General features: G+C 53.3%; 23 protein-coding genes. 15 read left to right on the forward strand and 8 right to left on the reverse strand.

Annotated features, from left to right (window positions below; translation table 11 throughout):
- Nucleotides 1-17: 17 nt before the first annotated feature.
- Nucleotides 18-734, reverse strand: coding sequence for an aldose epimerase family protein (locus QZJ86_RS03390; protein ID WP_301936429.1), 717 nt, complete (start codon nucleotides 732-734; stop codon nucleotides 18-20).
- Between the two features lie 239 nt (nucleotides 735-973).
- Between QZJ86_RS03390 and yfbR the strand changes: the two genes are divergently transcribed.
- From yfbR to QZJ86_RS03430, 8 genes are all read left to right on the forward strand, one after another.
- Entirely contained in the window at nucleotides 974-1,612 is a 639-nt protein-coding gene (gene yfbR, locus QZJ86_RS03395; RefSeq protein WP_301938897.1) for a 5'-deoxynucleotidase, read from the forward strand.
- A gap of 457 nt (nucleotides 1,613-2,069) precedes the next feature.
- Nucleotides 2,070-4,196, forward strand: a complete 2,127-nt coding sequence (locus QZJ86_RS03400) for a diguanylate cyclase domain-containing protein (protein ID WP_301936432.1) — start codon at nucleotides 2,070-2,072, stop codon at nucleotides 4,194-4,196.
- 88 nt (nucleotides 4,197-4,284) lie between these two features.
- Nucleotides 4,285-4,599, forward strand: a complete 315-nt coding sequence (locus tag QZJ86_RS03405) for a hypothetical protein (protein WP_301936433.1) — start codon at nucleotides 4,285-4,287, stop codon at nucleotides 4,597-4,599.
- Nucleotides 4,600-4,800: 201 nt separating this feature from the next.
- Nucleotides 4,801-5,046, forward strand: coding sequence for a hypothetical protein (locus QZJ86_RS03410; protein ID WP_256605571.1), 246 nt, complete (start codon nucleotides 4,801-4,803; stop codon nucleotides 5,044-5,046).
- 6 nt (nucleotides 5,047-5,052) lie between these two features.
- Entirely contained in the window at nucleotides 5,053-5,394 is a 342-nt protein-coding gene (locus tag QZJ86_RS03415; RefSeq protein WP_301936435.1) for an ArsC family reductase, read from the forward strand.
- Nucleotides 5,391-6,518, forward strand: a complete 1,128-nt coding sequence (gene dapE, locus QZJ86_RS03420) for a succinyl-diaminopimelate desuccinylase (RefSeq protein ID WP_301936436.1) — start codon at nucleotides 5,391-5,393, stop codon at nucleotides 6,516-6,518. The genes QZJ86_RS03415 and dapE overlap by 4 nt, the downstream gene beginning before the upstream one ends.
- Nucleotides 6,519-6,775: 257 nt before the next feature.
- On the forward strand, nucleotides 6,776-9,103 hold the full coding sequence (locus QZJ86_RS03425; protein ID WP_301936437.1) for a sensor domain-containing diguanylate cyclase: 2,328 nt from the start codon (nucleotides 6,776-6,778) through the stop codon (nucleotides 9,101-9,103).
- Nucleotides 9,104-9,148: 45 nt separating this feature from the next.
- Nucleotides 9,149-9,880, forward strand: a complete 732-nt coding sequence (locus QZJ86_RS03430; RefSeq protein ID WP_301936439.1) for a TIGR00266 family protein — start codon at nucleotides 9,149-9,151, stop codon at nucleotides 9,878-9,880.
- Between the two features lie 13 nt (nucleotides 9,881-9,893).
- Here the strand turns inward: QZJ86_RS03430 and radC are convergent, their stop codons facing one another.
- Nucleotides 9,894-10,568, reverse strand: a complete 675-nt coding sequence (gene radC / locus QZJ86_RS03435) for a RadC family protein (protein ID WP_301936441.1) — start codon at nucleotides 10,566-10,568, stop codon at nucleotides 9,894-9,896.
- Between the two features lie 95 nt (nucleotides 10,569-10,663).
- On the opposite strand from radC, the gene coaBC reads away from it, so the two are divergent.
- Genes coaBC through argB form a run of 4 tightly spaced genes read left to right on the forward strand, consistent with a single transcriptional unit; the run spans nucleotide 10,664 to nucleotide 15,744 of the window.
- Nucleotides 10,664-11,869 carry a bifunctional phosphopantothenoylcysteine decarboxylase/phosphopantothenate--cysteine ligase CoaBC gene (gene coaBC / locus QZJ86_RS03440; RefSeq protein ID WP_301938899.1) on the forward strand — a complete coding sequence of 402 codons (1,206 nt, stop codon included), beginning with the start codon at nucleotides 10,664-10,666 and terminating at the stop codon, nucleotides 11,867-11,869.
- On the forward strand, nucleotides 11,841-12,296 hold the full coding sequence (gene dut, locus QZJ86_RS03445) for a dUTP diphosphatase (RefSeq protein ID WP_301936442.1): 456 nt from the start codon (nucleotides 11,841-11,843) through the stop codon (nucleotides 12,294-12,296). Before coaBC ends, dut begins: the two co-directional genes overlap by 29 nt.
- Nucleotides 12,297-12,316: 20 nt before the next feature.
- A complete protein-coding gene (locus QZJ86_RS03450; protein WP_301936444.1) occupies nucleotides 12,317-14,836 on the forward strand; it encodes a phosphomannomutase/phosphoglucomutase in 2,520 nt (839 codons plus the stop codon).
- Between the two features lie 14 nt (nucleotides 14,837-14,850).
- Nucleotides 14,851-15,744, forward strand: a complete 894-nt coding sequence (gene argB / locus QZJ86_RS03455) for an acetylglutamate kinase (RefSeq protein WP_301936446.1) — start codon at nucleotides 14,851-14,853, stop codon at nucleotides 15,742-15,744.
- On the opposite strand, the gene QZJ86_RS03460 is transcribed toward argB, so the two are convergent.
- The 4 genes from QZJ86_RS03460 to murJ form a co-directional block, all read right to left on the reverse strand.
- On the reverse strand, nucleotides 15,727-16,725 hold the full coding sequence (locus QZJ86_RS03460; RefSeq protein ID WP_301936447.1) for a DUF4124 domain-containing protein: 999 nt from the start codon (nucleotides 16,723-16,725) through the stop codon (nucleotides 15,727-15,729). The genes argB and QZJ86_RS03460 overlap by 18 nt on opposite strands.
- Nucleotides 16,726-16,742: 17 nt before the next feature.
- Nucleotides 16,743-17,318, reverse strand: coding sequence for a YggT family protein (locus QZJ86_RS03465; RefSeq protein WP_301936449.1), 576 nt, complete (start codon nucleotides 17,316-17,318; stop codon nucleotides 16,743-16,745).
- Nucleotides 17,318-18,145, reverse strand: a complete 828-nt coding sequence (gene proC / locus QZJ86_RS03470) for a pyrroline-5-carboxylate reductase (protein ID WP_301936450.1) — start codon at nucleotides 18,143-18,145, stop codon at nucleotides 17,318-17,320. The genes QZJ86_RS03465 and proC overlap by 1 nt, the downstream gene beginning before the upstream one ends.
- Nucleotides 18,146-18,230: 85 nt before the next feature.
- The gene (gene murJ / locus QZJ86_RS03475) at nucleotides 18,231-19,778 is read right to left on the reverse strand and encodes a murein biosynthesis integral membrane protein MurJ (protein WP_301936451.1); all 1,548 of its coding nucleotides are present in this window, start codon (nucleotides 19,776-19,778) and stop codon (nucleotides 18,231-18,233) included.
- A gap of 101 nt (nucleotides 19,779-19,879) precedes the next feature.
- Here murJ and rpsT point away from each other — a divergent pair, with 101 nt between their 5' ends.
- Complete coding sequence (rpsT, locus tag QZJ86_RS03480) at nucleotides 19,880-20,143, forward strand: 30S ribosomal protein S20 (protein ID WP_301936452.1); 264 nt, start codon at nucleotides 19,880-19,882, stop codon at nucleotides 20,141-20,143.
- 164 nt (nucleotides 20,144-20,307) lie between these two features.
- Here rpsT and QZJ86_RS03485 read toward each other — a convergent pair whose 3' ends face one another.
- Nucleotides 20,308-20,637, reverse strand: coding sequence for an exosortase system-associated protein, TIGR04073 family (locus QZJ86_RS03485; RefSeq protein WP_301936454.1), 330 nt, complete (start codon nucleotides 20,635-20,637; stop codon nucleotides 20,308-20,310).
- 225 nt (nucleotides 20,638-20,862) lie between these two features.
- On the opposite strand from QZJ86_RS03485, the gene QZJ86_RS03490 reads away from it, so the two are divergent.
- The gene (locus tag QZJ86_RS03490) at nucleotides 20,863-21,879 is read left to right on the forward strand and encodes a Gfo/Idh/MocA family protein (protein WP_301936456.1); all 1,017 of its coding nucleotides are present in this window, start codon (nucleotides 20,863-20,865) and stop codon (nucleotides 21,877-21,879) included.
- Between the two features lie 158 nt (nucleotides 21,880-22,037).
- On the forward strand, nucleotides 22,038-22,442 hold the full coding sequence (locus QZJ86_RS03495; RefSeq protein ID WP_301936458.1) for an ankyrin repeat domain-containing protein: 405 nt from the start codon (nucleotides 22,038-22,040) through the stop codon (nucleotides 22,440-22,442).
- 73 nt (nucleotides 22,443-22,515) lie between these two features.
- Here the strand turns inward: QZJ86_RS03495 and clpB are convergent, their stop codons facing one another.
- Nucleotides 22,516-25,089, reverse strand: coding sequence for an ATP-dependent chaperone ClpB (gene clpB / locus QZJ86_RS03500; RefSeq protein ID WP_301936461.1), 2,574 nt, complete (start codon nucleotides 25,087-25,089; stop codon nucleotides 22,516-22,518).
- Nucleotides 25,090-25,290: the final 201 nt, after the last annotated feature.

Below are 25,290 nucleotides of genomic sequence, written 5' to 3' on the forward strand. Positions count from 1 at the left end.
TCCTACGAATTGGATGACTAACCCGCAAAACTTACTCTTTCCGCACGAATCGTAAATGCCATTACCAGCTCTTCGTCCTTTTGCAATGTCAACGGGGTCGGCAAGCCGTCCGGGCCGGGTTGATGACCGATAACCGGTTCTATGCAGACATATTCATATTTTTTATCGCTCCAAACTCCAAATACTACGGATAGGTTCTTCGATGACGGCGCAATGTTGCAGCTAACCCACGCCGAGTAATTGGCAGTGGTGATTTTAACCTCGTCCGATACCGATGCTACGGCATGTTTTTGCAAGCTATCGTGCGGCAGGGCCGCGATGTCGATCCGAGTCGCCCCTATATCGATAAAACTGTTTGGCGTGATCGAGAAATAGGGATGGAAGCCGGGGCGTATCCAGGCCTCGTCTGATATGGCGCGAATGGTGGTGGTGACTTTCAGCGTCTTGCTATGTTGTTCTTCGACCTCTTCCCAGTCGGTAATCACGTCGACATTGCCCCAGTTGTGTTCGGTGGGCGATGACAGGTTTTTTTGGTGAGGCAGCTTATTGTCGCAAACGGTTGTTCTGTATTCACCGTGCTTGATGCTAAACGGCGGCGTGAGTTCTTCAAAATTGGGTATGCAAAGATAGACCCCGCCGCGCGAGCCGCCGTCTTCTTTGTTATGCAGGGGTTCGATAATATCGATATCGTCCAGTTGCCAAGTGATTAATGTGCCTGTATCAGTGAAATTCATGTTTAAAAAAAGTGGATTAGATAAATTGAAGCGTATGCCGGGAACGATCTGTTCGTAAAAGCCGGGCAAAATATTATGGTCGGAATAAGGCCTATCGGCTGTATACGTTCGTTACGGATCAGCGATTTTATCAGAACTTAGCCAGTAGCCTGGATGTCGCGTCGCAGCATCTTGGGTTTTGGGCTGCAATTTCACGTTTGAACAAAGCTGAAAATTTACCGGTCTCGCGCTACACTGGCATGCCTTATTCCGAATCAAACCAGGGAATCAATTTGCTCAACACACCCATCACCAGTCATTTCTATGCTTACCTTTCTCGCCTACGTTGGATCAAGCGTTGGGGCTTGAAACGCAACGCGCATGAGGAAAACGTCATGGAGCATAGCTGGGAAGTGGCGGTGATCGCGCATACCTTGGCGTTGATCAAAAACCGTTATTTCGACGGCCAGGTCGATGCCAATGCCGTGGCCGCCGCCGCGCTGTATCACGACATTACCGAAGTCATTACCGGCGATTTGCCGACGCCGATCAAATACCACTCGCCGGCGATACTCGTTGCCTACAAACAGATCGAGCAGCAGGCTGAAACCGAATTATTGAATTTGCTGCCCGCTGCGCTCCGTGACGATTTTCGAGCGTTGATTCAGCATGAACAATTGTCGGAGCCGCATCAGCAAATCATCAAGGCGGCGGACAAGATTTCCGCCTATCTCAAATGTCAGGCCGAGCTGAAGGCCGGCAATAGCGAATTTGAAACCGCCGCCGAGCAACTGGTGAAAAATATTGGCGAGCTGCAACAGCCGGAAGTGGTTTTTTTCATGCAAACCTTCGTGCCGAGTTGCGGTTTAACGCTCGACGGTTTGATGCAGACTCACTAAGGCGCGGATATTGCTCGAAATGCTCGGTCCGACGGTCGGTTTCGCGGCGGGGCCGGGTTCGACAATTGCGCTTTCCAAGGTAAGCTGCGCTTCTTTAAGCGGGGAGTAAAGTCATGGGGCCGTATTATCGTGGTACATCGCAAAGCACCGGTGCATTTTTTGACGCTTTCTATCAGCATCCGATTTTAATGTTGCTGCTGGTGCTGGGCGTGTCCGGTGCTGCACTATTTCTTTGGAACCGGAAAAGGTCCGGCAAGCAATCGGATTCGTGAGCGCGTGGAGGGGGCGCGGCTGGTTATTGCTGCGCTGTCCACCGCTAACTTTTCCGAACCCAGTCAAGGCCACGATCGGTTTTGCTAAATGGGGGGCGATACGTTTACCATTGCCCTCAGTGCCCGCGTATCGATACCGCTAAGCAGGCAGAGCCCCGGATAAACTTACACTAGACGATTGGACCATGTCTGCTAACGATGGAAAAATCGACAGTTTTGTACGACATGGCAATCGGATAGCCCACTATCTAGTCACGGCCTTCGTGTTGTTGGCTGGCCAATTGTTGCTGCGGCATGTCGAGTGGCAGGGCAGTTCGCAGTTGCACACGCTGATGGAGCTTGCCGCCACGCTGTTAGCGCTGTTCGTCGGCGCGATGGCGCTGATCCGGTTTTTCAGTCAGCGCGACGACCAGTTTCTATATATTGGCGCCGGCTTTCTAGGTACCGCATTGCTGGACGGCTATCACGCCGTGGTGACTTACAGTTACTTTCAGCCTTACATGCCGTCCGGCATGCCGTATTTGGTGCCCTGGAGCTGGCTGGCGTCGCGGCTGTTTTTAGCGATTCTGATGTTCGTCAGTTGGTTGCTGTGGTTTAAGCATCGCGGCGATATGACTTCCGCCCCCAAGACCAAGACCGTCTTCACCGCCACGGCGCTAGCGACGCTGTGTTTGTTTCTGTTTTTCTTGGTTGTGCCGCTGCCGCGATATTCTTTCGAAGAGGTGATCGTGCATCGTCCCTTCGAACTGGTTCCCGCCATGTTCTTATTGCTGGCGCTGATCGGCTATTTGTATAAGGGCGACTGGCGACACGATTCATTCGATCACTGGCTGGTGTTGTCCTTGATAGTCGGTTTGGCTACGCAGACGGCGTTTATGCCTTTTTCCGATCAACTCTACGATACCGAATTCAACCTGGCCCATTTGTTGAAAAAGACCAGTTACCTGTTGGTGCTGATCGGGCTACTGATCAGTCTCTATCAAACCTACCAGCAATTACGGGCGGAAACCGAAAAAAGAAGGCGAGGTGAACTTTTGCTGCTGGAACGGGCGGAGGCGTTGACCAAGAGCGAGAGCTGGTTTCGGGCGGTGGCCGATTACACTCACGATTGGGAGTATTGGGTGGCGCCGGACGGCAAGATGCTCTATGTATCGCCGGCGTGCGAGCGCATCACCGGTTATGCGGCTCAGGCGTTCATGAGCGGGCAAGTCAAGATTGAGCAGCTCCTGTCGCCTCTCGAGCGCATGGCGGTTGTCCATCACCTCAGAGAAATCAATACGCTCGAAACCACCGAACTTGATTTTCGCATCGTCACCCAAGCAGGCGAGGAGCGCTGGATTGGTCATGTTTGCCAGCCCATTTACGACAAGAGCGGCCAGTTTCTTGGGCGGCGGGCCAGCAACCGGGATATCACCGAGCGCAAATTGGCCGAGCTGCAGACGCTGGCGCTGACGACTGCTTTGCATTTTTCGCCGGCCATGGTGGTTATCACCGACGCCAGCGGCAACATCGAATACGTTAATCCTAAATTCGCCGAGGTGACCGGCTTTCCGGCCGCGGAAGCTTTGGGCAAGAATCCCAGAATCTTAAAATCCGGACAGCATCCGGACGATTTTTACGCGCAGATGTGGGCTACCTTGACGACCGGCGCCACCTGGACCGGCGAGCTTATTAATAAACGCCGCGACGGCGAACTGTACTGGGAATCGGCATCCATTTCGCCAATTCTGGATGAAGAAGGCGTCATCAAACGCTATGTGGCGGTCAAACAGGAAATCACCGAGAAAAAGAAATTGGAGGAAACCCTCTACCGGCAGGCTAACTTCGATGCGTTGACCGGTCTGCCTAATCGAAATCTGTTTCACGATAGATTGGAGCTGGCTCTGAAAAAAGCTGCCAGAAGCACCGCCCAGTTGGCGTTGATGATGCTGGATCTGGATTATTTCAAAGAAATCAACGACAGCTTCGGCCACGACGCCGGCGATGAACTGCTAAAACAGGCAGCGGAGCGTATGCAAAGCTGTATTCGCGATTTCGATACGGTGGGCAGAATGGGTGGCGACGAATTCATGATTTTGCTGGAGGGTTTTTCGGAAATGCGGATTCCGCAAGAGATCGCCCAACGCCTGTTGGACGAACTGGCCAAACCGTTTGTGATATTCGGCCGCGAAGGCCGGGTTTCGGTGAGTATCGGCGTGGCTTTTTCCTCGCCGCAGGCCATGGACAAGGATGCCTTGAAAAAACAAGCCGACATCGCTTTGTATCAGGCAAAGGAGCATGGCCGTAATCGCGTGGTATTCTTCAAGAGTTAACGCAGGCATGGCGCCGGAAAAACCGGGGACAGACAGTCTTGGGAAACACCTATAATTCTCGGATAATCAAAATAGCGGAGGTTGATCCATGAAAACCAAGTCAGTTGTTTTTGCGTTGCTGATGGCCTGTGCGCCGCTGGCTCAGGGCAGTGATAGAATTGCCCAAGGTTTGCCTTTTTTCGACATCGTACTGTATCGGCCATTGGGCCTGATCGCTACCGTCGCCGGCTCCGCGATTTTTGCGGCCACCTCGCCGTTGACGGCTTTTGCCAATATTTCGCCGCCGCACGATGCATTTGAAATTGCCGCCGGGATGCTGGTCGTCGCCCCCGCTAAATTTACCTTCGATAGACCGCTTGGCGTGATGTTTCCCGATGAGGATGGAGAATACCGCCGACATTGACGGTGGATAAGGTGTCGCGAGCCGTCGCGTTAACGCATGGCATCGAGCAGCCGCTATGCGTTACAATGCCGCCATGAGTTCCACGGAGGCAATACAGCATGAATGCGACACCTTTCGATACGCTGAATTCGCGCACCTGATTTAATTGCCGCTTTTTGCCGGCACCGTTTTTCCCCTTCAATCCTAACCTGCGAGCACACCATGCCAGAAAATATTTCCAATAATGCCCTGATCCTTGCCCTGCTGTCTCTGAACGGCGAGATTGCCATCCAAAAAGATTACCTGGAATCCGGTGAGATTCCCGAAGATGAAGTGACCGACGAAGAAGAAGTGCTGGACGATTTGGAGCAAGCCTTCATGGAATTTGTCGACGTTTACAAAGCGCGTGCCAAGGCCGATGAGTCTCTGCCTAGCATCGAAGAATTGCTGGCCGGCGAAGAAGGCTAATACTGCATGATCGTAGTTTACGGCATCAAGAACTGCGATAGTGTGAAAAAGGCGCGCGCCTGGCTGGATGCCAGGCAGATTGCCTATCGTTTCCACGACTATCGTATCGACGGACTGGATGCGGCTTTGCTGCAAGGTTTTATCGATACCTTGGGCGTGGAAGCGGTGCTCAATCAGCGCAGCACCAGCTGGCGCCAGCTTGACGACGCCCAAAAATCCGATTTAACTCCCGACAAAGCCTTGCAACTTATGCTGGCTGTGCCGACTTTGATCAAACGCCCGATTCTGGAAAAAGGACAGCAACTGATCGTCGGCTTCAACCCCGATCAGTATCCGACCGAATCATGAGCGAAACCCTTTCCCTGTTAGAAGAGCTGATTCGTCGCGAATCGGTAACTCCCCACGACGCCGGTTGCCAGGATTTGCTGGCGGCTCGCTTGACCAAACTTGGCTTTAATGACGAGCGTCTGAACTTTGCCGACACCCAAAATCTATGGTTGCGTAAGGGCCAGCAAGCGCCGCTATTCGTGTTTCTGGGGCATACCGACGTGGTGCCAACCGGGCCGCTCGCGGCGTGGGACTCACCGCCATTCGAACCGATCATCCGCGACGGCAAGCTTTATGGCCGCGGCGCGGCGGACATGAAAGGCGGTATCGCTGCGTTTGTCACTGCCGTGGAGCGTTTCGTTGCAGCGCATCCCCAACACAAAGGCTCGATCGCGATCATGATGACCAGTGACGAGGAGGGCATTGCGACTCACGGTGTGGTCAAAGTGGTCGAAGTATTGGAGCAGCGCGCGGAAAAGATCAACTGGTGTCTGGTCGGTGAGCCGTCCAGCGATAAAAAAATTGGCGATGTGATTCGCGTCGGCCGGCGTGGTTCGTTGTGCGCCAAGTTGACCGTGTTGGGCATTCAAGGCCACGTTGCTTATCCGGAACTGGCGGAAAATCCCATCCATACCTTCGCGCCGGCCTTAAAGGAGCTGACTGAGGAAGTTTGGGACCATGGCAATCAATTCTTCCCGCCAACTCGCTTGCAGGTATCGAATATCAACGGCGGCACCGGCGCGGAAAACATCATTCCTGGTCAGGTGGAAGTGCAGTTCAATTTGCGTTTTTGTACCGAGCTGGACGACGCCACCATCAAGGCACGCACCCAGGCGATTCTGGATAAACACGGTTTTAAATACGATCTGCAATGGCGCTTGTCTGGCAATCCCTTCCTGACCGCGCAAGGCGAATTGATCGATGCCACCCATGTGGCGATTGAAAGTGTTTGCGGTTTTCAGACCCTGGACGACACCGGCGGAGGCACTTCCGACGGCCGTTTTATCGCGCCGACCGGCGCGCAAGTGATCGAATTGGGACCGTTGAATGCCAGCATTCATAAGGTCAACGAACATATCGGCCTGGAAGAATTGGAAACTTTGAGTCAAATCTACCAACAGATTTTAGTCAATTTGCTGGCTTAACCACTGATCGGTCCGGGCGGTGCTTGGCGCCGCCGGGTTTCCTCTCTAACGTCTCTTTGTCAGGCTATTTACAGCTTCTCAAATCAGGCTCGCAAAAATTCGTTTAATCGCGAATTTTTACCGCAAGATGGTTGCGGTAGAATCAAAGCGTCGGAGGGCCATATTGAACCAGTGCTAAGCTAGTGGGTACGGGATGGTCGCGATCGAGCAAACCGCACGACATCGTCAATGGATGCTGACCAACCCTGGGGGGAACGATGACAGATAAGACGATTCAGCAAAAAGTTGCGGCTCGGTATCGGGATTTTTACCCGGCGTTCGTCGTGCTAGTGATTTCGCTACTGGCCATCTTCATAGTCGCGCGCCAGATCGATGCGCGCTATCAACAGCGCTTGCTCGAGCACTTCAATTTTGAAACCGAGCGCATTACCACTATTCTCCGCGAACGCATGGCGCTGCATGGTCATACTTTGCGGAGCGCTGCCGGCTTGTTTGCCGGCAGCGATTACGTGAGCCGCAAAGACTGGCGCGAGTTTGTCGGCATGCTGGGGCTGGATGTGAATCATCCCGGCGTGCAAGGTTTGGGATATTCGATGTGGATTCCCGCCGTACAACTCCGACAGCACCTAGATAGTGTTCGCCAACAAGGTTTTCCCGATTACGTGATTAATCCGCTAGGCGATCGCGAGTACTATACCAGCGTCATCTATTTGGAGCCTTTCACCAGCCGCAATCTACGTGCATTTGGCTACGACATGTTTTCCGAGCCGGTGCGACGCCGGGCAATGGAGCGGGCACGTGATCATGCCGAATTGGCCTACACCGGAAAAGTCACCCTGTTGCAGGAAACCAACGACGACATCCAGGCCGGCATGCTGGCCTATTTTCCGGTGTATCGCAATGGCACGATACCGCAAACCGTCGACCAACGTCGCGCAACATTGGTCGGTTGGGTCTACAGTCCTTACCGGATGACCGATCTATTGAACGGGATACTGGGCAAAAAGTTGTATGCCTTGCGTTTGGAAGTGTTCGACGCGGACAATCTCACGGCCGCTGGTTTGTTGTACGACAACGGCCGACAGATCGTGCCGCCTGGGGGCTCGGTTCAGCCCGATGCCCCGACCCGAACATTGCGCCTGGACGTGGGCGGCCATTATTGGACGCTGCGCTACACGGCATTACCGGACTTCAATCAAACCACGCAGATTACTCGCCCCTGGATAGAAATTTCGACCTTGGCACTGGTCGGCGTCTTGCTTTTTTTTGTCGCATTGGCCTATATCAGCGCTCGTCGCAACGCAACGACGGCTCAGCAATTGTCGGAGACCTTGCAACAAAGCGAACGCCGGTTTCGCCGTTTGTTTGAAAATACCCCCGTGGCCTATCTGGCACTCGATCAACACGGTTATATACTGGGTTTCAATCCACAGCTTTGCACTTTGCTGGGATACACGACCGACGAATTACAGGGTAAAAAGTTGTTCGAATTCATGGCGGCCGAGGCTAGACAGGAGTTTGAGCTGAAACTGCAAATGCTGAATCATTACGGCGTCATGGAAACCGAATTACCTTTGTTGAGAAAATCCGGGCACACGCTTACGGTGATTCTCGATGGGCGACTACAGAAAAATAAATCCGGTCAGGCCGTCGTGCACTGTATCTTGACCAATATCACCGAACGTAAAAAGGCCGAAAACAAATTACAACTGGCTGCCAGGGTATTCGGCGAAGCGCACGAAGGCATCACCATTAGCGATGCCACCGGCATCATCATCGATGCCAATCCGACTTTTTGTGCGATCACGGGTTATCCGCGCGATGAAGTGATCGGGCAAAGCCATCGTATTCTGAAATCCGGCCGCCACGATAATGCCTTCTACCAGAAGCTTTGGCAAAGCCTGCTAACGGAAGGTCACTGGCAGGGTGAAATATGGAACCGCAAAAAAAGTGGTGAACTGCATGTCCTCAGCGTGACTATCTCGGCCATGCGCAATCAAAACGGTGAAATCATCAATTTCGTGGGACTGTTTTCCGACATCACCCAAGCCAAACTTCAGCAACAACAACTGGAAAAAATGGCTCATCACGATCCGCTGACAGAACTGCCCAACCGTATCCTGTTTACCGACCGCTTTCACCAGGCCCTGGTGCATTGCAAGCGCGATAAAACTTTGCTGGGCGTGGTTTACATGGATCTGGACGGTTTCAAGCAGGTCAATGATAGCTTGGGCCATGAGGCCGGGGATCAGTTATTGATCGAAGTTGCCACCCGTATTAAAGCCAGTCTGCGGGAAGAAGACACAGTATCTCGCTTGGGTGGCGACGAATTTGCGCTGCTGCTGAGCGGCATCGAATCCAGGGAGCACTGCGAGCAAGTGCTGCAACGTATTCATCAGGCTATCGTGCAACCCTATGAAATTGATGGCCAGGTTGTGACCATAGGCGTCAGCAGTGGCGTGACCTTGTATCCGCAGGATTTAAGTGATGGCGACTCGCTGTTGCGCCATGCCGATCAGTCCATGTATCAGGCCAAACAGCATGGACGCAATCGTTTTGAGTTCTTTCCGGCCGATGAACACTAACACCCTGCTACCGCTAACTTAACCATCATCACGAGGATAACAACTATGCGCTGCCATCAAGTCGACTATCAAATCATCGGCCACGATATACAAATGGTCGAAATCGAACTGGATCCCAACGAAACCGTGATTGCCGAAGCCGGGGCGATGACCTATATCGAGCAGGACATAAACTTCGAAGCCAAGATGGGCGATGGTTCCGGCGGGGTGATGGACAAACTGTTCGGCATTGGCAAGCGCATGCTGACTGGCGAGTCGGTGTTTCTGACCCATTTCAGTAACAACGGCAAACAAAAGCGGCGGGTGGCATTTGCGGCACCGTTTCCGGGTTCGATTGCCGCTTTGAATCTTGCCGAGCTGGGCGAGGAAGTGATCTGTCAGAAGTCGGCATTTTTAGCGGCCGCCTTTGGCACCCAGGTCGATATCGCCTTTAATAAACGTTTGGGCAGCGGTTTTTTCGGCGGCGAAGGGTTTATCCTGCAACGCTTGCGAGGCGACGGCATGGCCTTCATTCATGCCGGTGGCACGGTGATTCGCAAGGAATTGCGCAACGAAACCCTGCGCCTGGATACCGGCTGTCTGGTGGCGTTTTGCGGCGACATCGATTACAACATTGGCATGAGCGGCGGTTTGAAAAGCATGCTGTTCGGCGGCGAGGGGCTATTTCTGGCGACGTTGAAAGGCACCGGCTCGGTGTGGATTCAAAGCATGCCATTTTCGCGCCTGGCGGAGCGAGTGCTGAGTCAATACAAGCCGGTGAATCAGGACAGCCAGTAATTGCGGCGGCTTGTTATAGCAGACCATGTTCGGCAAACGAAAACGGATCGCCATCGCCGACGATGAAATGATCCAGCACCCGGATATCGAATAAACCCAGCGCCTGTTTCAGTTTGTCGGTGATCTGCCGGTCGGCCTGGCTGGGTTCGTTGATGCCTGATGGGTGGTTGTGGGCAAAGATGACAGCTGCAGCATGATGAAATAAGGCCTTTTTCGCCACTTCACGTGGATAAACGCTGGCGCCGTCTATGGTACCGCGAAACAGTTCCTCCCAGACAATCACCCGATGCTGATTGTCCAGAAACAGGCAGGCGAACACTTCGTAACTGTAACTGCGTAACTGGGCGCTGAGATAAGCGCGGGTGATGTCCGGGCTGGTCAAGGCATTGCCGCGTTGCAGGATTTCCGCAAAATGTCGGCGAGCCATTTCCAGCACCGCTTGTAGTTGGGCGTATTTGGCATCGCCCAGTCCGTTGCTTTGACAGAAACGTTGTTGATCGGCGCCCAGCAGGGCTTGCAAAGAGCCGTATTCGTTGAGTAATTCACGGGCCATGTCTACCGCCGATTTACCCGGCGTGCCGGTACGCAAAAAAATCGCCAGCAGTTCGGCGTCGGTCAGTGCGGCGGAGCCGCGTTGCAACAGTTTTTCGCGTGGGCGCTCGTCGGCGGGCCAATCCTTGATACTCATCCCCTGCTCCTGGCCGTTAATGAACGATTTTAAGCATAGAAGAATTGAGTCGAGTTTGCCATAATTCCAACTATTGATCTTTTCGGGACACGAATATTAACAAGCGAATTTTATTGGGGGTTTGCGGCGGCATCGCGGCTTACAAAGCAGCGGAGTTGGTACGCTTGTTACGGAAGCAGGGCTTTGAAGTTCGCGTGGTGATGACTGCCGCCGCCCGTCAGTTTGTCACGCCGCTGACCTTTCAGGCGCTCAGCGGCCATGCGGTGCATAGCGAATTGCTGGATGCTGACCAGGAACAGGCCATGAGTCACATCCATCTGGCCCGCTGGGCGGATTTATTGCTGATTGCCCCGGCCACGGCCGATATGCTGGCGAAAATGGCGCACGGTTTGGCCGACGACTTGCTGTCTACCCTCTATCTTGCAGCCGAATGTCCTGTGTTCGCAGCGCCGGCCATGAATCAGGCGATGTGGGGCAAGGCGGTTACTCAAGACAATGTTGCCCGTTTGCGGCAGCACGGTGTCACATTGATTGGTCCGGCCGCCGGCGAACAGGCTTGCGGCGAACAAGGCTTGGGGCGAATGGTTGAACCGGCCGATGTTTGCCGGCAGCTACAGGTCGAGCAACGGCCTGGCATCTTGGATGGCGTTAACGTGGTCATCAGCGCCGGCCCGACTCGCGAGCCTTTGGATCCGGTGCGTTATATTACTAATCGCAGTTCCGGCAAGATGGGGTACGCCTTGGCTGAAGCGGCCGTTTCTGCCGGCGCCAACGTGGTGTTAGTCAGTGGGCCGGTGAGCTTGCCGCCGCCGGCCGGTGCCGAATTGGTTCAAGTCGAAACCACTTTGCAAATGTATGATGCGGTAATTGCGCATAGCCGCGCTGCCGACATTTACATCGGCGCCGCGGCGGTCGCGGATTATCGCCCGCAAACTGTCGCCGAGCGCAAGATCAAGAAAGATCGCGATATCGGCAATATAGTGCTGACAAAAAACCCGGATATCATCGCCGAGGTCGCCCGTTTGCAACCCAAGCCGCTGGTGGTGGGTTTTGCCGCCGAAACAGACGATCTGGAAAATTACGCCCGGCATAAGTTGCAAGCAAAAAACTTGGACATGATAGCCGCCAATTGGGTTGGTCAGGCCGAAGGCGGTTTCGAGAGCGACCGTAATGCCTTGCAGGTATTTTGGCCGGGTGGCCTGCAAATTCTGGCAATGACCGATAAACATACTTTAGCCGCGCAGCTGCTTAATCTGATAGCCGAGAAATTGCATGAGAAAAATCCAGTTAAAAGTTCTTGATCCACGCTTGGGCAAGGAGATTGCGTTGCCCGCTTATGCCACGCACGGTTCGGCTGGATTGGATTTGCGCGCCTGCCTGGATCAGGCGATGACCTTGCAAGCCGGCGAAACCGCATTGATTCCTACCGGTCTGGCGATTCATATCGACGATCCTCATTTGGCGGCGGTGTTGTTGCCGCGTTCCGGATTGGGTCATAAACACGGCATTGTGCTGGGTAATCTGGTCGGCTTGATCGATTCGGATTATCAGGGGCAGATTTTTATTTCCTGCTGGAATCGCGGCAATAGCGCATTTACCATCGAAATTGGCGAACGTATTGCGCAAATGGTATTCGTGCCGGTGGTGCAGGCCGAGTTTGAATGCGTCGCCGAATTCGACGAAAGCCATCGCGGTAGCGGCGGCTTTGGCCACAGCGGCCGGCACTAAGCGCTTAAAGGAGTGGCAACATGGGACGCATATTTAGCATAATCGCTGCGATTGCGGGGTTGATGGTGCTGTTGGCGGGTAGCGGGGCCTACTGGTTTTCGGCCGCTCAGGTCAGAGAAACCCAGCAAGTCAGCACCACGGCAATAGCCAGCGGCATCGCGGTTAGCGTTGCTAACCAGATCGATACGCTGCAGCGGGTGATCGACGGTTTGGCGCAAGGCCCCGATGTGATTGCCGTGCTTAGCGCTTACAGTCAAGATAAAGCGGCTTTGGATATCGTCGCGGCACGAATACAGAGCGTTGTTCCGCAGTCCTTGCGAGTGCGCGTGCTACCGGTGTCGGTCAGCGAGACCGATCTGACGCAGACGCCGAATATGGGCTTTGCAGATTTGGAAATGGTGCGGGCGACGTTAACGGCCAAGCAAAAGCCCGTGGTGCAGGGCGAAGGCGAGCATAGACACCTGGCTATGACTAGCATTGTCAGTCACAATCAGCAGGCGATTGGCGTGATTCTAGTCAGTCTGAAACCCGATTTGCTCCAGCAATTGCTTTCCAAAACCACTTTCAGCGGCGGTTATATTGAAATCAAGCAGGATCAGGCGATATTAGCCGTGAGCGGCAACGCCGGTGCAAAACTTGACGAGCCGCAAATTTTGCCACTGACCAATACTCGCTGGCAGACCAATTTGTGGGTCGGTGGCGGGGTGAGCGCCGGTGATGTCGCGCTGTTTACCAGCATTACCCTGATTCCAGCCTTGTTGGCCTGCCTGGCTTTTTTTATGGGTTATCGCAAGCTGGCCGATTATCTGCGTCACGATCAGAGCAGTATTCTGAAAGCGGCCAAGGATATGATGACGGGCAAAAATGTCGGTCACTATCCGGTGCAGCTTGACGAAATGCGGTCGATCGTTTCGACATTGGCCCAATTCAAGCGCATCCTCGAGCAAGATAAGAACCCTCAAAAAGATCAGGTCGAGAATGATGAGGGGCTTGAGTTCTTCGATGAATCTTTCGATCTCGACTTCGTCGAGGATGCCACCAAGACTGTAGCGACGGAACAGTATGCCAGCGTGCCGGTGGCAGTGGCCTCAACACCCATCCGTATCGCAGAGCAGCCGGCACTTGCTCCGGCAAGTGCCGCGCCTTCGTTGGTATTGGTCGAGGACGATTTTGCCGGTATTTTCAAGGCCTATGACATTCGCGGTATTGTTGGTCGCGGTTTGACGCCGGAAGCGGTGCAAAATATCGGTCGGGCGTTGGCGAGCGAGGCCAGGGATCTCAATATCAAGACTATCGTGATGGGCAGGGATGGCCGTCTGTCCAGTCCCGGTTTAGCGGACGCGCTGGCAAAAGGCATTACCGCTGCCGGCTGCGACGTGCTGAATATCGGCTTGGTGCCGACGCCATTGCTGTATTTCGTTACTCAACATATCGATGGCCGGAGCGGTGTGATGGTCACTGGTAGCCATAACCCCATCGATTACAACGGCCTGAAATTGGTGTTGAACGGCGAGACCTTATCCGGCGACAAAATTCAACAGCTCAAACAGCGCATCGATGCCGGCGACTACCACCAAGGCGAATTCGGTACCGTCGAGCAAAACAATATGTTCAGCAATGAATATATCGGCATGATTTGCGAGGATGTGCATTTGGTACGGCCCATGCGGGTGGTGATCGACTGCGGTAACGGTGCCGCAGGTCAATTGGCACCGATGCTGTTACGGACCATGGGCTGCGAAGTCGTCGAACTGTTTTGCGATATCGACGGTAATTTCCCCCATCATCATCCCGATCCCAGCAAACCGGAAAATCTGGACGATCTGGTGACCGCAGTGCGGCATTACGCAGCCGATGTCGGCGTCGCTTTTGACGGCGATGGGGACAGGCTAGGCGTCGTCGATTCTAGCGGCAAGATCATCTGGCCGGATCGGCAAATGATGTTATTCGCTCGCGATGTGCTGGCCAATAAGCCGGGGGCCGAGATTATTTATGACGTTAAATGCTCCAAGCATCTGCACAACCAAATCATCAAGCGCGGCGGACGGCCGTTGATGTGGAAAAGCGGTCATTCCTTGATGAGAGCGAAATTAAAAGAAACTGCGGCGGCGTTGGCAGGGGAAATGAGCGGCCATATTTTCTTTAACGACCGCTGGTTCGGTTTTGACGACGCCTTGTATGCGGCGGCGCGGCTGATTGAGATGCTCTCCGCCGATACGCGCTCTAGCAGCGAGGTGTTTGCCGAACTGCCGGACAGTATCAATACTCCTGAGTTGCATGTGCCAATGGCTGCGGGCGAAGGCGTGGGTTTTGTCGAGCAGATGTTCAGTCACGCAAACTTTAAAGATGGCAAGATCATTAACATCGACGGTATGCGTGTTGAGTTTGCCGACGGCTGGGGTCTGGTTCGGGCCTCTAATACCACGCCGGTGTTGACCGTGCGTTTTGAAGCAGACAGCCAGGACGCCATGCTGCGCATTCAAACTCAATTCAAGCAGCTGATGCTGCAAATCAAACCCGATATTCACCTACCTTTTTAATTTTGTTAGTGATCATGAAAGAAAAAACCGCACACCAGATCGCCCATGTTCTGATCGAAGCTTTGCCGTATATTCAAAAATTCAAGGGCAAAACCGTAGTCATCAAATTCGGCGGCAACGCCATGGTCGATGAGGCGCTGAAACATAGTTTCGCCCGTGACATTGTGTTGATGAAGTTAGTGGGTATCAATCCCATTGTCGTGCATGGCGGCGGTCCGCAAATTGGCAGTTTGCTGAACAGACTCGGGAAAACCTCGGAATTTATCGACGGTATGCGCGTCACCGACAGCGAAACCATGGACGTGGTGGAAATGGTGTTGGGGGGCCTGGTGAATAAGGAAATCGTCAACATGATCAACATGCAGGGCGGCAAGGCGGTCGGCTTGACGGGGAAGGACGGTAACTTCATCCATGCCCGCAAGATCAATATCACTAAAGCTGGTCCTTCGCTGGACGATGCGCCGGAAATCATCGATTTGGGCCATGTCGGCGAAGTCAGTAGCATCGATCCGGCGGTGGTGGAAATGCTGGGCAATAGCGATTTTATTCCGGTGATCGCGCCGATCGGCGTCGGCAAGGACGGCCATTCCTATAATATCAATGCCGATCTGGTGGCGGGCAAGGTGGCGGAAGTATTAAAGGCCGAAAAGTTGATGTTGTTGACTAATATCCCCGGAATACTAGATAAGCAAGGCAATTTGTTGACGGGTTTGACTTTGACGGACATCGACGATTTGATTGCCGACGGTACCATTTCCGGCGGCATGATCCCGAAAACCCGCTGTGCTACCGATGCGTTGAAAGGCGGCGTGACCAGCGTGCACATCATCGATGGTCGGGTCGATCACGCGGTATTGCTAGAGTTATTTACCGATCAGGGTGTCGGTACTTTATTGCTGCGCCGCTAGGTTGGATTGGATGAACGGGGCGAAGGCCTGACGAATGGCCTGAGCCTTATCGCCCGCGCACAATTCCGTGCCTATACTGGATTGCCGGCAGCGGATATCCAGAAAAATTTGCTGACTATTGTTGCTCTCAAGCATCGATACCGAAAGGCTCATGTCCTGGTCCTTCTGCGGCGCGGCGCGCATGATCAGCTTGTCGCTCTCCACATCCGGCCCGGTATTTGCGTGAGCGGTTATAAACTCGCTGGCAAATTTCCAGGCTTTTAGGCATTGCGCGCTATCCTGGCAAACGAATAGGCCTAATTCGTTGCTGGCATTGCTGGCAGCCAAGGTGCTGCTGCTGGTTTTACTATCTTCGTTGGATTGAGTGAGAAATTGAAAGCGGTCCATATCGGCTTTGAATTCTCTTTCGCTGTTTCGTCTTTCTTGTTGATGACGTTCCAGCTCTTTTTGGGTAATTTCGATTTGTTGTTTGGTGGCGGCAATGTCTGCCAGTAATTTTTCCGGCACTTTGCGGGCATTGCGTTCATGCTCGGCGGCTTGCTGTTGTTGCTGTTGCAGTTGTTGGGCAAGCCGCTCGAGATTGCCTTCTATTACTTTTCGAGCGGCATCGAACCCTGCCATTTTATTGACTAGCGTCTTGTTCATGTCATCGAGATTGCGGAAGGTGCTCAGCAATACTTTGTCGTTAGCCGCTTGTTTGGCGATAATTTTTTCCTGTTCCTTGCGTAATGCATCCAGTCTCTTTTGCTGGGCAAGCTGTTCCCCGGTTTTGGCTTTTTCAATCACATCGACTACCCGCGCCTTCTCGCTCAAGGTTTCCCGTTTGTGTTGCACTTGATCGGGCGGCACTTGGTCGGAAAAATAGACATTGCCGTTTTCATCCACCCAGCGGTACATTTTTTTGGCGAATGCCGGCTCGCTCAGCGCAGCCAGCAGGGCGAGAGCGATAATTAGCGTGGGTTTGGTGACTGATTTTCGCATGGCAAGACCAGCGTCCATTAACCCAGTAGACTGACCAATTGATGCAAGGGTGGCAAAATCATCATTTTGGCCAATTGCAACAATACCAGCGCCACCAGCGGCGACAAATCAATTCCGCCCATATCGGGCAATACTTTTCGGCAGATATTCAGCAGTGGATCGGTCAGGCTGTACAAAATCGATGAGGCGGCGCTGTAGCTGCCCGCCGCGAACCAACTGAGGATGGCGCCGGCAAAAATAGCGTAGATAAATATATCGATCAGCATTTTCAGCAGATCGGTAAACGACAGCAGTGTTAACGCGACAAAACTAATCGACAACCCTTTGATAGCCAGAATCGAGAAATTGGCGATCATTTGCAGCAGCAACGCCAGCAATAAGGAAGAACTGTCGACGCGGCCGATCGCCGGAATAAAACGGCGCATGATCCGCAAGGGCGGGTGAGTGATTTTGACTAGAAATTGCGATACCGGATTATAAAAATCGGCCTGTGTCCATTGCAATAAAAACCGCAATGCAACCGCCAGAATGTACAGCGAAAACAAGGTGTCGATCAAAAACACGACGGGATCGGTCATGTAGTTGCTGCCCATTAGTTGGCTCCCAATTCTTGCGACATTTCAATCGAACGATCGCGGGCGGCATGCAGGGCTTTGGCAACCAGCTCGACGAAACCGTTTTGGGTAAAGGTCTCGATAGCTTGTTGAGTGGTGCCGCCCGGCGAAGTGACGCGTGCGCGCAACTGCGCAGGCGACTCGGAGGATTCCAGCGCAATCTTTGAGGCGCCCAGTGCGGTCTGTTGAATGAGTAATCTGGCTGAATGTTCGTCTAGCCCTAATTCCAGGGCAGCTTTTTCCATGGCTTCCATCAATAGGAAGAAATAAGCCGGTCCGCTGCCCGATACTGCGGTGACGGCGTCGAGCTGGGCTTCGTCGCTTACCCAGAGTGTCAAGCCGACCGCGCGCAAAATATTTTCGGCCAGATCTTTTTGTTCACCGTCGACATTGGCATTGGCGTGCAGCGCGGTCGCTCCGGTCTGCACCAGCGCCGGCGTATTGGGCATGCAGCGCACGACGGCTACGTCACTGCCCAGCCATTGCGACAGGCTTTGTTGGGAAATGCCGGCTGCGATCGATACCACCAGTACATTTTTTTGTTTCAGGCTGGGGGCGATTTGTTGAGCCACGTCACGAAGAGTTTGCGGCTTGACCGCCAGCACTACGACTTCGACTTCATTGACGATAGTTTCGTTGCTGGTGGAAATATTGACATGCAGTTGATCGGCGTGAGCTTGCAACGTTGCCGGTGCCGTATCGGACACCCATATCTGCTGTGGCGAATGGCCACTGGCAATCAAGCCTCTGATCAAACTGGTCGCCATATTGCCGCCACCGATAAAACCGATTGTTTTTGTGTTCATAGCTTACTGAATATTATCTTGAATCGTTACGGAAACCGCTGTTTGCGGTGCATTCTACATGACTATGGTGGCTCCGCCGAAAATCTCAAGCCGTCGAAGATTTTTGTAAGCCGATATGCCGGGGCCGGACGCCTAACAATAACAGCGATAAGGTATAAATCAGTATTGCTGTGCCGATGGTGATGGTCAGATGCAGTCCGCGTTGGGAGGCGCTCCAATCGAGCCACAACTCGACGTCGACAAAATAATATAAAAACGTCGACATGATTGTGTTGGCTGCCACAATTCGTGCAATGTATAGAGGCCATTGCTTACCTGGCTGATAAATCTTGTTTTTTAGCAAGGTAAACAGCAGCAGCAGCGCGTTTAGATAAGCCGACAGGGTGGTTGCCAAGGCTATGCCGGCATGGGCTAACGGCAGTACCAACAATAGATTTAATACCACGTTGGCGACGATCGAATGGATGCCAAAACGCACGGGTGTTTGCGTGTCTTGGCGCGAGGTAAAACCGGGCACCAGCACTTTGATCAACATGAAGGCCAATAAGCCCAGCGAGTAAGCCATCAAGCTTTTGCCGGCCATCCGCACATCGTCGCTGCCAAATTCGTTGTATTGAAACAAGGTCGACAACAAGGGTTCCGCCAATAACGTCAAGCCCAGTGTAGCCGGCAAACCGATCAGTAATACCAGTTTCAAACCCCAGTCCAAAGCCTTGGAAAATGCTTGTGCATCGTCGGCGGCGTGATTTTCCGACAATCTCGGCAGAATCACGGTCCCCAATGCCACGCCTAGGATGCCGAGCGGAAACTCGACCAACCGATCCGAATAATATAACCAGGAGACGCTGCCCGAGGTCAAAAATGAGGCAACCAAGGTGCCGAATAATAAATTGACCTGTACCACCGACACCCCAAAAATGGCTGGCAGCATCAGTTTCAGCATCCGCTTCACGATCGGGTCGCGGTATCCCCAGCGCGGTCTCGGCATCAAGCCCAGACGAAATAAGGCTGGAATTTGGAACAACAGCTGCACTACGCCGGCGCCAAATACGCCCCAGGCTAGCGCGATGATCGGTTCAGTCAGCAAAGGCGAGAGCCAAATTGCTGCGCCTATCATGCAAATATTCAAAAATACTGGCGTCAGCGCCGGAATTGCGAATTTGCCGCGTGCGTTTAAAATGGCCCCGGCAAACGCTACCAGCGTGACGAAAAACAAATAAGGAAAGGTGATGCGGAGCATTTGCACGGCCAATTGGTACTGGCCGCCCTCCCATAGGAAGCCGGGGGCGAACAGCATAATCAGCAAGGGCGCGGCGATCACGCCTAGCAGCGTGGCCAGCATCAGTAACAGCGCCAGCGTCCCCGCCGAACGGTCGATGAATAATTGCAAGGCCTGGCGGCTGCCTTTTTCGTTATAATCCGCGAGGATAGGCACGAAAGCTTGCGCAAAAGCGCCTTCCGCGAACAGGCGGCGTAGGAAATTCGGAATTCTAAACGCCACGAAAAACGCGTCGGTCGCCGCGTTCACACCGAAAATGTTGGCAAACAGCATGTCTCGGACAAAGCCCATGACCCGCGAAATCATGGTCATACTGCTAACGATCGCGGTGGATTTAATAAGCTGCTTGCTCACGTTTTGTCTGAGAGTGTTTCGGAGTCACTAAAAATTTGACAATCATAGCATCCAAAAAGATAATACGCGGTTCCAAATTAACTCAAACGAACTGATAGACTATGGCTAATTCACCACAAGCTAGAAAAAGAGCGCGTCAGGCTGAGAAAAGCCGTATTCGCAATGCCGGACAGCGCAGTAACTTACGCACTTTTATCAAAAAAGTGATCGCCGCTGTTAGAGCAGGCGATAAAGAGCAAGCTCAAGCCGCGTTTAAAACCGCTGTTCCTGTGATCGATTCGGCCGTTAACAAAGGCCTGATCCACAAAAATAAAGCCGCTCGCAGCAAAAGCAGACTTAACGACAGACTGCGCGCGATGGCTTGATCTCGGCCTAAAGCCGATAGATCACCAAGGCCTATGCAACCGATGTTGCTTGGGCCTTTTTTATGCGCGGCGTTTTTTTTGGTTTTGCTGGCGGATGGCGCTGATCTCGCACCCCGCCATCCGACGGACGTGGGGTGCGAGAATGGGTTCGTGTCAGATCGAATTTATTTGAAGTAGCTCCAAGGGTATTCAGGGCTTAGAATCGGCCGGAAACCCGCCGGTACCGGAAACGGTGCGCTGACGAATTCGTAAACGCCTACCAATTCGCGAGTCACGATCATCCCAATGCCCATCGCCAAACCCACGGGCAAGCCGGCTGCGCCTTTGGCGTTGGTTTCCTTGACGATATTGCCAGGTAATTCCAGAAAACCGCAAGTCATCCCGGCCAAGCCGCGGCCGAATTTATGGGCAGCTGTATCGGCCGACACGTTTGGTGAGGCCAGCATCATTAGTGCTATCGGCGCCGCAAATAAAAAATGTCTTAGTGAATGCATTGTTCCTCCTGGGAAGTGAAGTAATCGGTGGGCAATCCGAGCTGCGGTTGCCCGGTATTATTGGCTTCGTATGGTGATGCATAATCAAGCGATTTGATTTACGCAAGCTTGGCTATTTATCATAGACCGTGAGCGCCCGTCATAATTTTTTGGTTTTAGACGCTTGCGGCATGCGGACAAACTGCTAATCTGATAGCTCTTTGCTCATCAGTTCAAGGTACTGCCATGAATAACCAAGATCAAGCCAAGCTGCGCTGGGGCATCCTCGGTGCGGCGCGCATCAACGAACGCCTATTGCCTGCGATAGTCGAAGCATCGAACGCCGAGCTGATTGGTATCGCCAGCCGCCGGCCCGGAGCCGCAGCGCAAACCCTGGCTCAATATGCGCCTTGTCATCCGGAAATACAGAGTTACGACAATCTGGATGCATTGCTCAACGACGAAGACGTACAAGCCATCTATTTGCCGATGGCGAATCATGAGCACGCTGAATGGACCTTGCGTGCCATCGAGCATCGCAAGCATGTGCTGTGCGAAAAACCGATGGCATTGGCGGTTGCCGACATTGATGCGATAGAAACGGCCGCCCGCCGTTACCGTGTGACCGTGATGGAAGGCTTTATGTACCGTTTCCATCCGCAACACGCCCGAGTGCTGGAGTTGATCCGTTCCGGCCTGATAGGTGAAATCCGATCGGTACGCGCCAGCTACTCGTTCATGATGCGGCCGGCGCGGATGTACCGATTGGCCGACGATGTCTCGCGCGGCGGCGGGGCGATGTGGGATATCGGTTGCTATGCGATTCATTCATTACGAATGTTTTTTCAACAAGTGCCACGTACCGTTACCGCCATATCCAAATACGTGGAAAGCGGCGCCGACATCACCACCAGCGGCGTGTTGGATTTCGGCGACGGTAAATTCGCTCATTTCGATTTCAGTTTCGAACGGGCTCGGCGCTGCGAATACGAAATCATCGGTACCCAAGGCGGTATTAAATGCCATGTGGTCTGGCAATTGCCCGGCGACGTGCCGGTGATTTCCTGGTGGACAGAAGACGGTCGTCAGTCCGAAGAGCGCTTGCCTGCTTCCAATCACTTTCGTCTGGAGATCGAACATTTCAGCAATTGCGTGCTGAACGGTAAGGAGCCACAATTATCTCTGGACGATGCCCGTGATAACTGCAGAATTATCGTGGCTGCGTTGCAATCGGCCGCCGAGGGCCGGGTGATTAAAATTTAGTCCGGAACAAGATTATAGGGTTTCTAAATGGATTCTACCTCGAAGATCAAAAAAACTGCCCTGTCGGATGTCATCGGAGATGTACGCATCCCGTTCATACGCGTTTGTGGCATCAATACGCTATGAGTATCTGGATTTATGCCCTAAAGAGGCCAAAGATGAACGGCAAAATTTTACTTAAAACTAATCTGAATATTGTGTTGGCGATCATAGCACTACTGGCAACGAGTATTTTCCATACGGATGCGGCATGGGCCGGGGATGCCTTGCAAGCCCGGAAAGATCTGCAAAAAATAGGTGTCGAATATACCGAGCAGCAATTCGCAACATCCGCCGGTTCCGGTGATATGGCTACGGTGCGCTTATTTCTGGACGCGGGAATCGATGTAAATGCTGGCGATAGTGCGGCATTGGGGTTGGCTGCCGGCAGAGGGCAGTTGGAAGTGGTAAAGCTATTGCTGGCAAACGGCGCCAAGCCAACGGCAAATGCCCTGCAGTTTGCACGGACACGGGGATATAAGGAAATTGAAACTATTCTGGTTCAGGCCGGAGCGAAAGAATAAAGTCAAGATTGGTTGGACATTTGCTTTCATTGCTGTCGGGTTGGAAGATAGCCCAACCCGACGCTATCTGTTTTTATTTACTAAACGTCAGCCCGTCGTTAGCTACATCGATTTTGATCGAGTCCCCAGGGATGAAGTGTCCTGACAAAATTTCATTGGCCAGCGGGTTTTCCAGCTGCCTTTGAATAGCTCGTTTCAGCGGACGGGCACCGTAAACAGGGTCGAAACCGGCTTCGCCGAGCAAATCCAATGCGGCTTCACTGATGTCCAAACCGATGTCCTTTTCCTGTAGACGGCGGCGCAGTAGCTCGATCTGAATTTTGCAGATCGCCCGAATCTGACCTTGGCCGAGCGGATGAAACACCACGGCTTCGTCGACCCGATTGATAAACTCCGGCCGAAAATGCTGGCCGACGATTTCCATCACCGCGTCTTTCATAGTGATGTAGTTTTCCTCGCCCGCGAGTTCCTGGATCACGCTGGAACCGAGGTTGGAAGTCATTACCACCACGGTGTTCTTGAAATCGACGGTGCGGCCCTGGCCGTCGGTCAAGCGGCCGTCGTCCAGCACTTGCAGCAATACATTAAACACATCGGCATGAGCTTTTTCGATCTCGTCCAGCAGAATGACCGAGTAAGGTTTGCGGCGCACGGCCTCGGTGAGATAGCCGCCTTCCTCGTAACCGACATAACCGGGAGGTGCGCCGATCAGGCGTGCTACCGAATGCTTTTCCATGAACTCCGACATATCGATCCGCACCATGGCTTCTTCGGTATCAAACATGAATTCGGCCAGGGCCTTGCACAGCTCGGTTTTGCCGACGCCGGTCGGGCCGAGGAACAGGAAAGAGCCGTTGGGCCGGTTCGGGTCGGACAAGCCCGCGCGGGAGCGGCGAATGGCGTTACTAACGGCTTTCAAGGCTTCGGTCTGGCCTATCACCCGTTTGCCCAGCTCTTCTTCCATGCGCAACAATTTTTCCCGCTCGCCTTCCATCATTTTTGATACCGGAATGCCAGTCCATTTCGAGACGACTTCGGCGATTTCTTCTTCGGTGACTTTACTGCGCAACAAAGTGGTGTCCTGCATTTCCGCTTGCGAAGCCAGGTCCAGCTCTTTTTCCAGTTTGGGTATATCGCCGTATTGCAACTCGGACATACGAGTGTAATCCTGACTGCGACGGGCGGCTTCCAGCTCTAGGCGGGCGTGTTCCAGGCGTTCCTTAATCGTGGCGGTGCCTTGTAATGCAGCTTTCTCGGCTTTCCAGATTTCGTCCAGATCGGAATATTCTTTTTCCAGTTCGGCGATTTCCACTTGCAGGATTTCCAGGCGCTTTTTCGACGCGGCGTCGCTTTCGTTTTTCATCGCCTCGCGTTCTATTTTTAATTGAATCAAACGTCTATCCAGTTTATCCATCGCTTCCGGTTTGGAATCCATTTCCATGCGGATGCGGCTGGCGGCTTCGTCGATCAAGTCGATGGCTTTATCCGGCAACTGGCGGTCGGAAATGTAGCGGTGGGATAACACGGCAGCGGCGACGATGGCCGGGTCGGTGATGTCGACGCTGTGATGGATTTCGTAACGCTCTTTCAAACCGCGCAAAATGGCGATGGTGTCTTCGACGCTGGGTTCGTCGACCAACACTTTTTGAAAGCGCCGTTCCAATGCCGCGTCTTTTTCGATATAACGCCGGTATTCGTCTAGCGTGGTGGCGCCGACGCAATGTAGTTCGCCGCGGGCCAAGGCGGGTTTCAACATGTTGCCGGCGTCCATCGCGCCTTCGGCCTTGCCGGCGCCGACCATGGTGTGCAACTCGTCGACGAAAAGGATGACTTGGCCTTCTTGCTTGGCGATGTCGTTCAGCACGGCTTTCAAACGTTCTTCAAACTCGCCGCGGAACTTGGCGCCAGCGATCAGCGCAGCCATATCCAGCGATAGCAATTGCTTGCCCTTGATGCCTTCGGGCACTTCGCCGTTGACGATGCGCTGCGCCAGTCCTTCGACGATGGCAGTCTTGCCGACGCCGGGCTCGCCGATCAGCACCGGATTGTTTTTGGTGCGGCGCTGCAAGACCTGGATGGTGCGGCGGATTTCGTCGTCGCGGCCGATGACCGGGTCCAACTTACCTTGCTCGGCGCGTTCGGTCAGGTTGATGGTGTATTTTTTTAGGGCTTGGCGTTGATCTTCGGCATTGGCGTCATTGACGTTCTGGCCTCCGCGCATGTTTTCGATGGCTTTTTCGACCGAAGATGCGGTGACGCCGGTTTGTTTCAGAATCTTTTGCAAGGAACCGTTGGTTTCCAGCGCGGCCAGCAGAAATAGCTCGCTGGAGATAAAAGCGTCCTTGCGCTTCTGCGCCAGTTTGTCGGTCAGATTCAACATGCGCGACAGCTCGTTGGAAATCTGCATGTCGCCGCCAGCGCCGGAGACGCTGGCTAGCCGGTCGATCTCCTTGCTCAGCTCATTGCGTAGCGCATTGACTTGAATGCCGACCTGCATCAGCAGCGGTTTGATGCTGCCGCCTTCCTGGTCGATCAGCGCCAGCATCACATGCAAAGGCTCGATGAATTGGTGGTCCTTGCCCAATGCCATACTTTGCGCGTCGCTGAGCGCTTGTTGAAATTTGCTGGTTAATTTATCCATTCGCATGCTGCGTACCTCGTTAGGAATATAAATTGAGTTGCCGCCGAGATGGGGCAGCATAGATCACTTTTCAAGCAAGCGGCGTCGGTCGGCCGATAATTTATTAAAAGGGAATGTTTGTTTACGACGCTTATTTCTATCGACATCCTTGGTAGCCTTGCCAAATATTTCAAAGTACAATGGCCGCGCTCAGATAACAGATGTTGA

The sequence above is a fragment of the Methylomonas montana genome (genome assembly GCF_030490285.1).
Taxonomy (GTDB): Bacteria; Pseudomonadota; Gammaproteobacteria; order Methylococcales; family Methylomonadaceae; genus Methylomonas; species Methylomonas montana.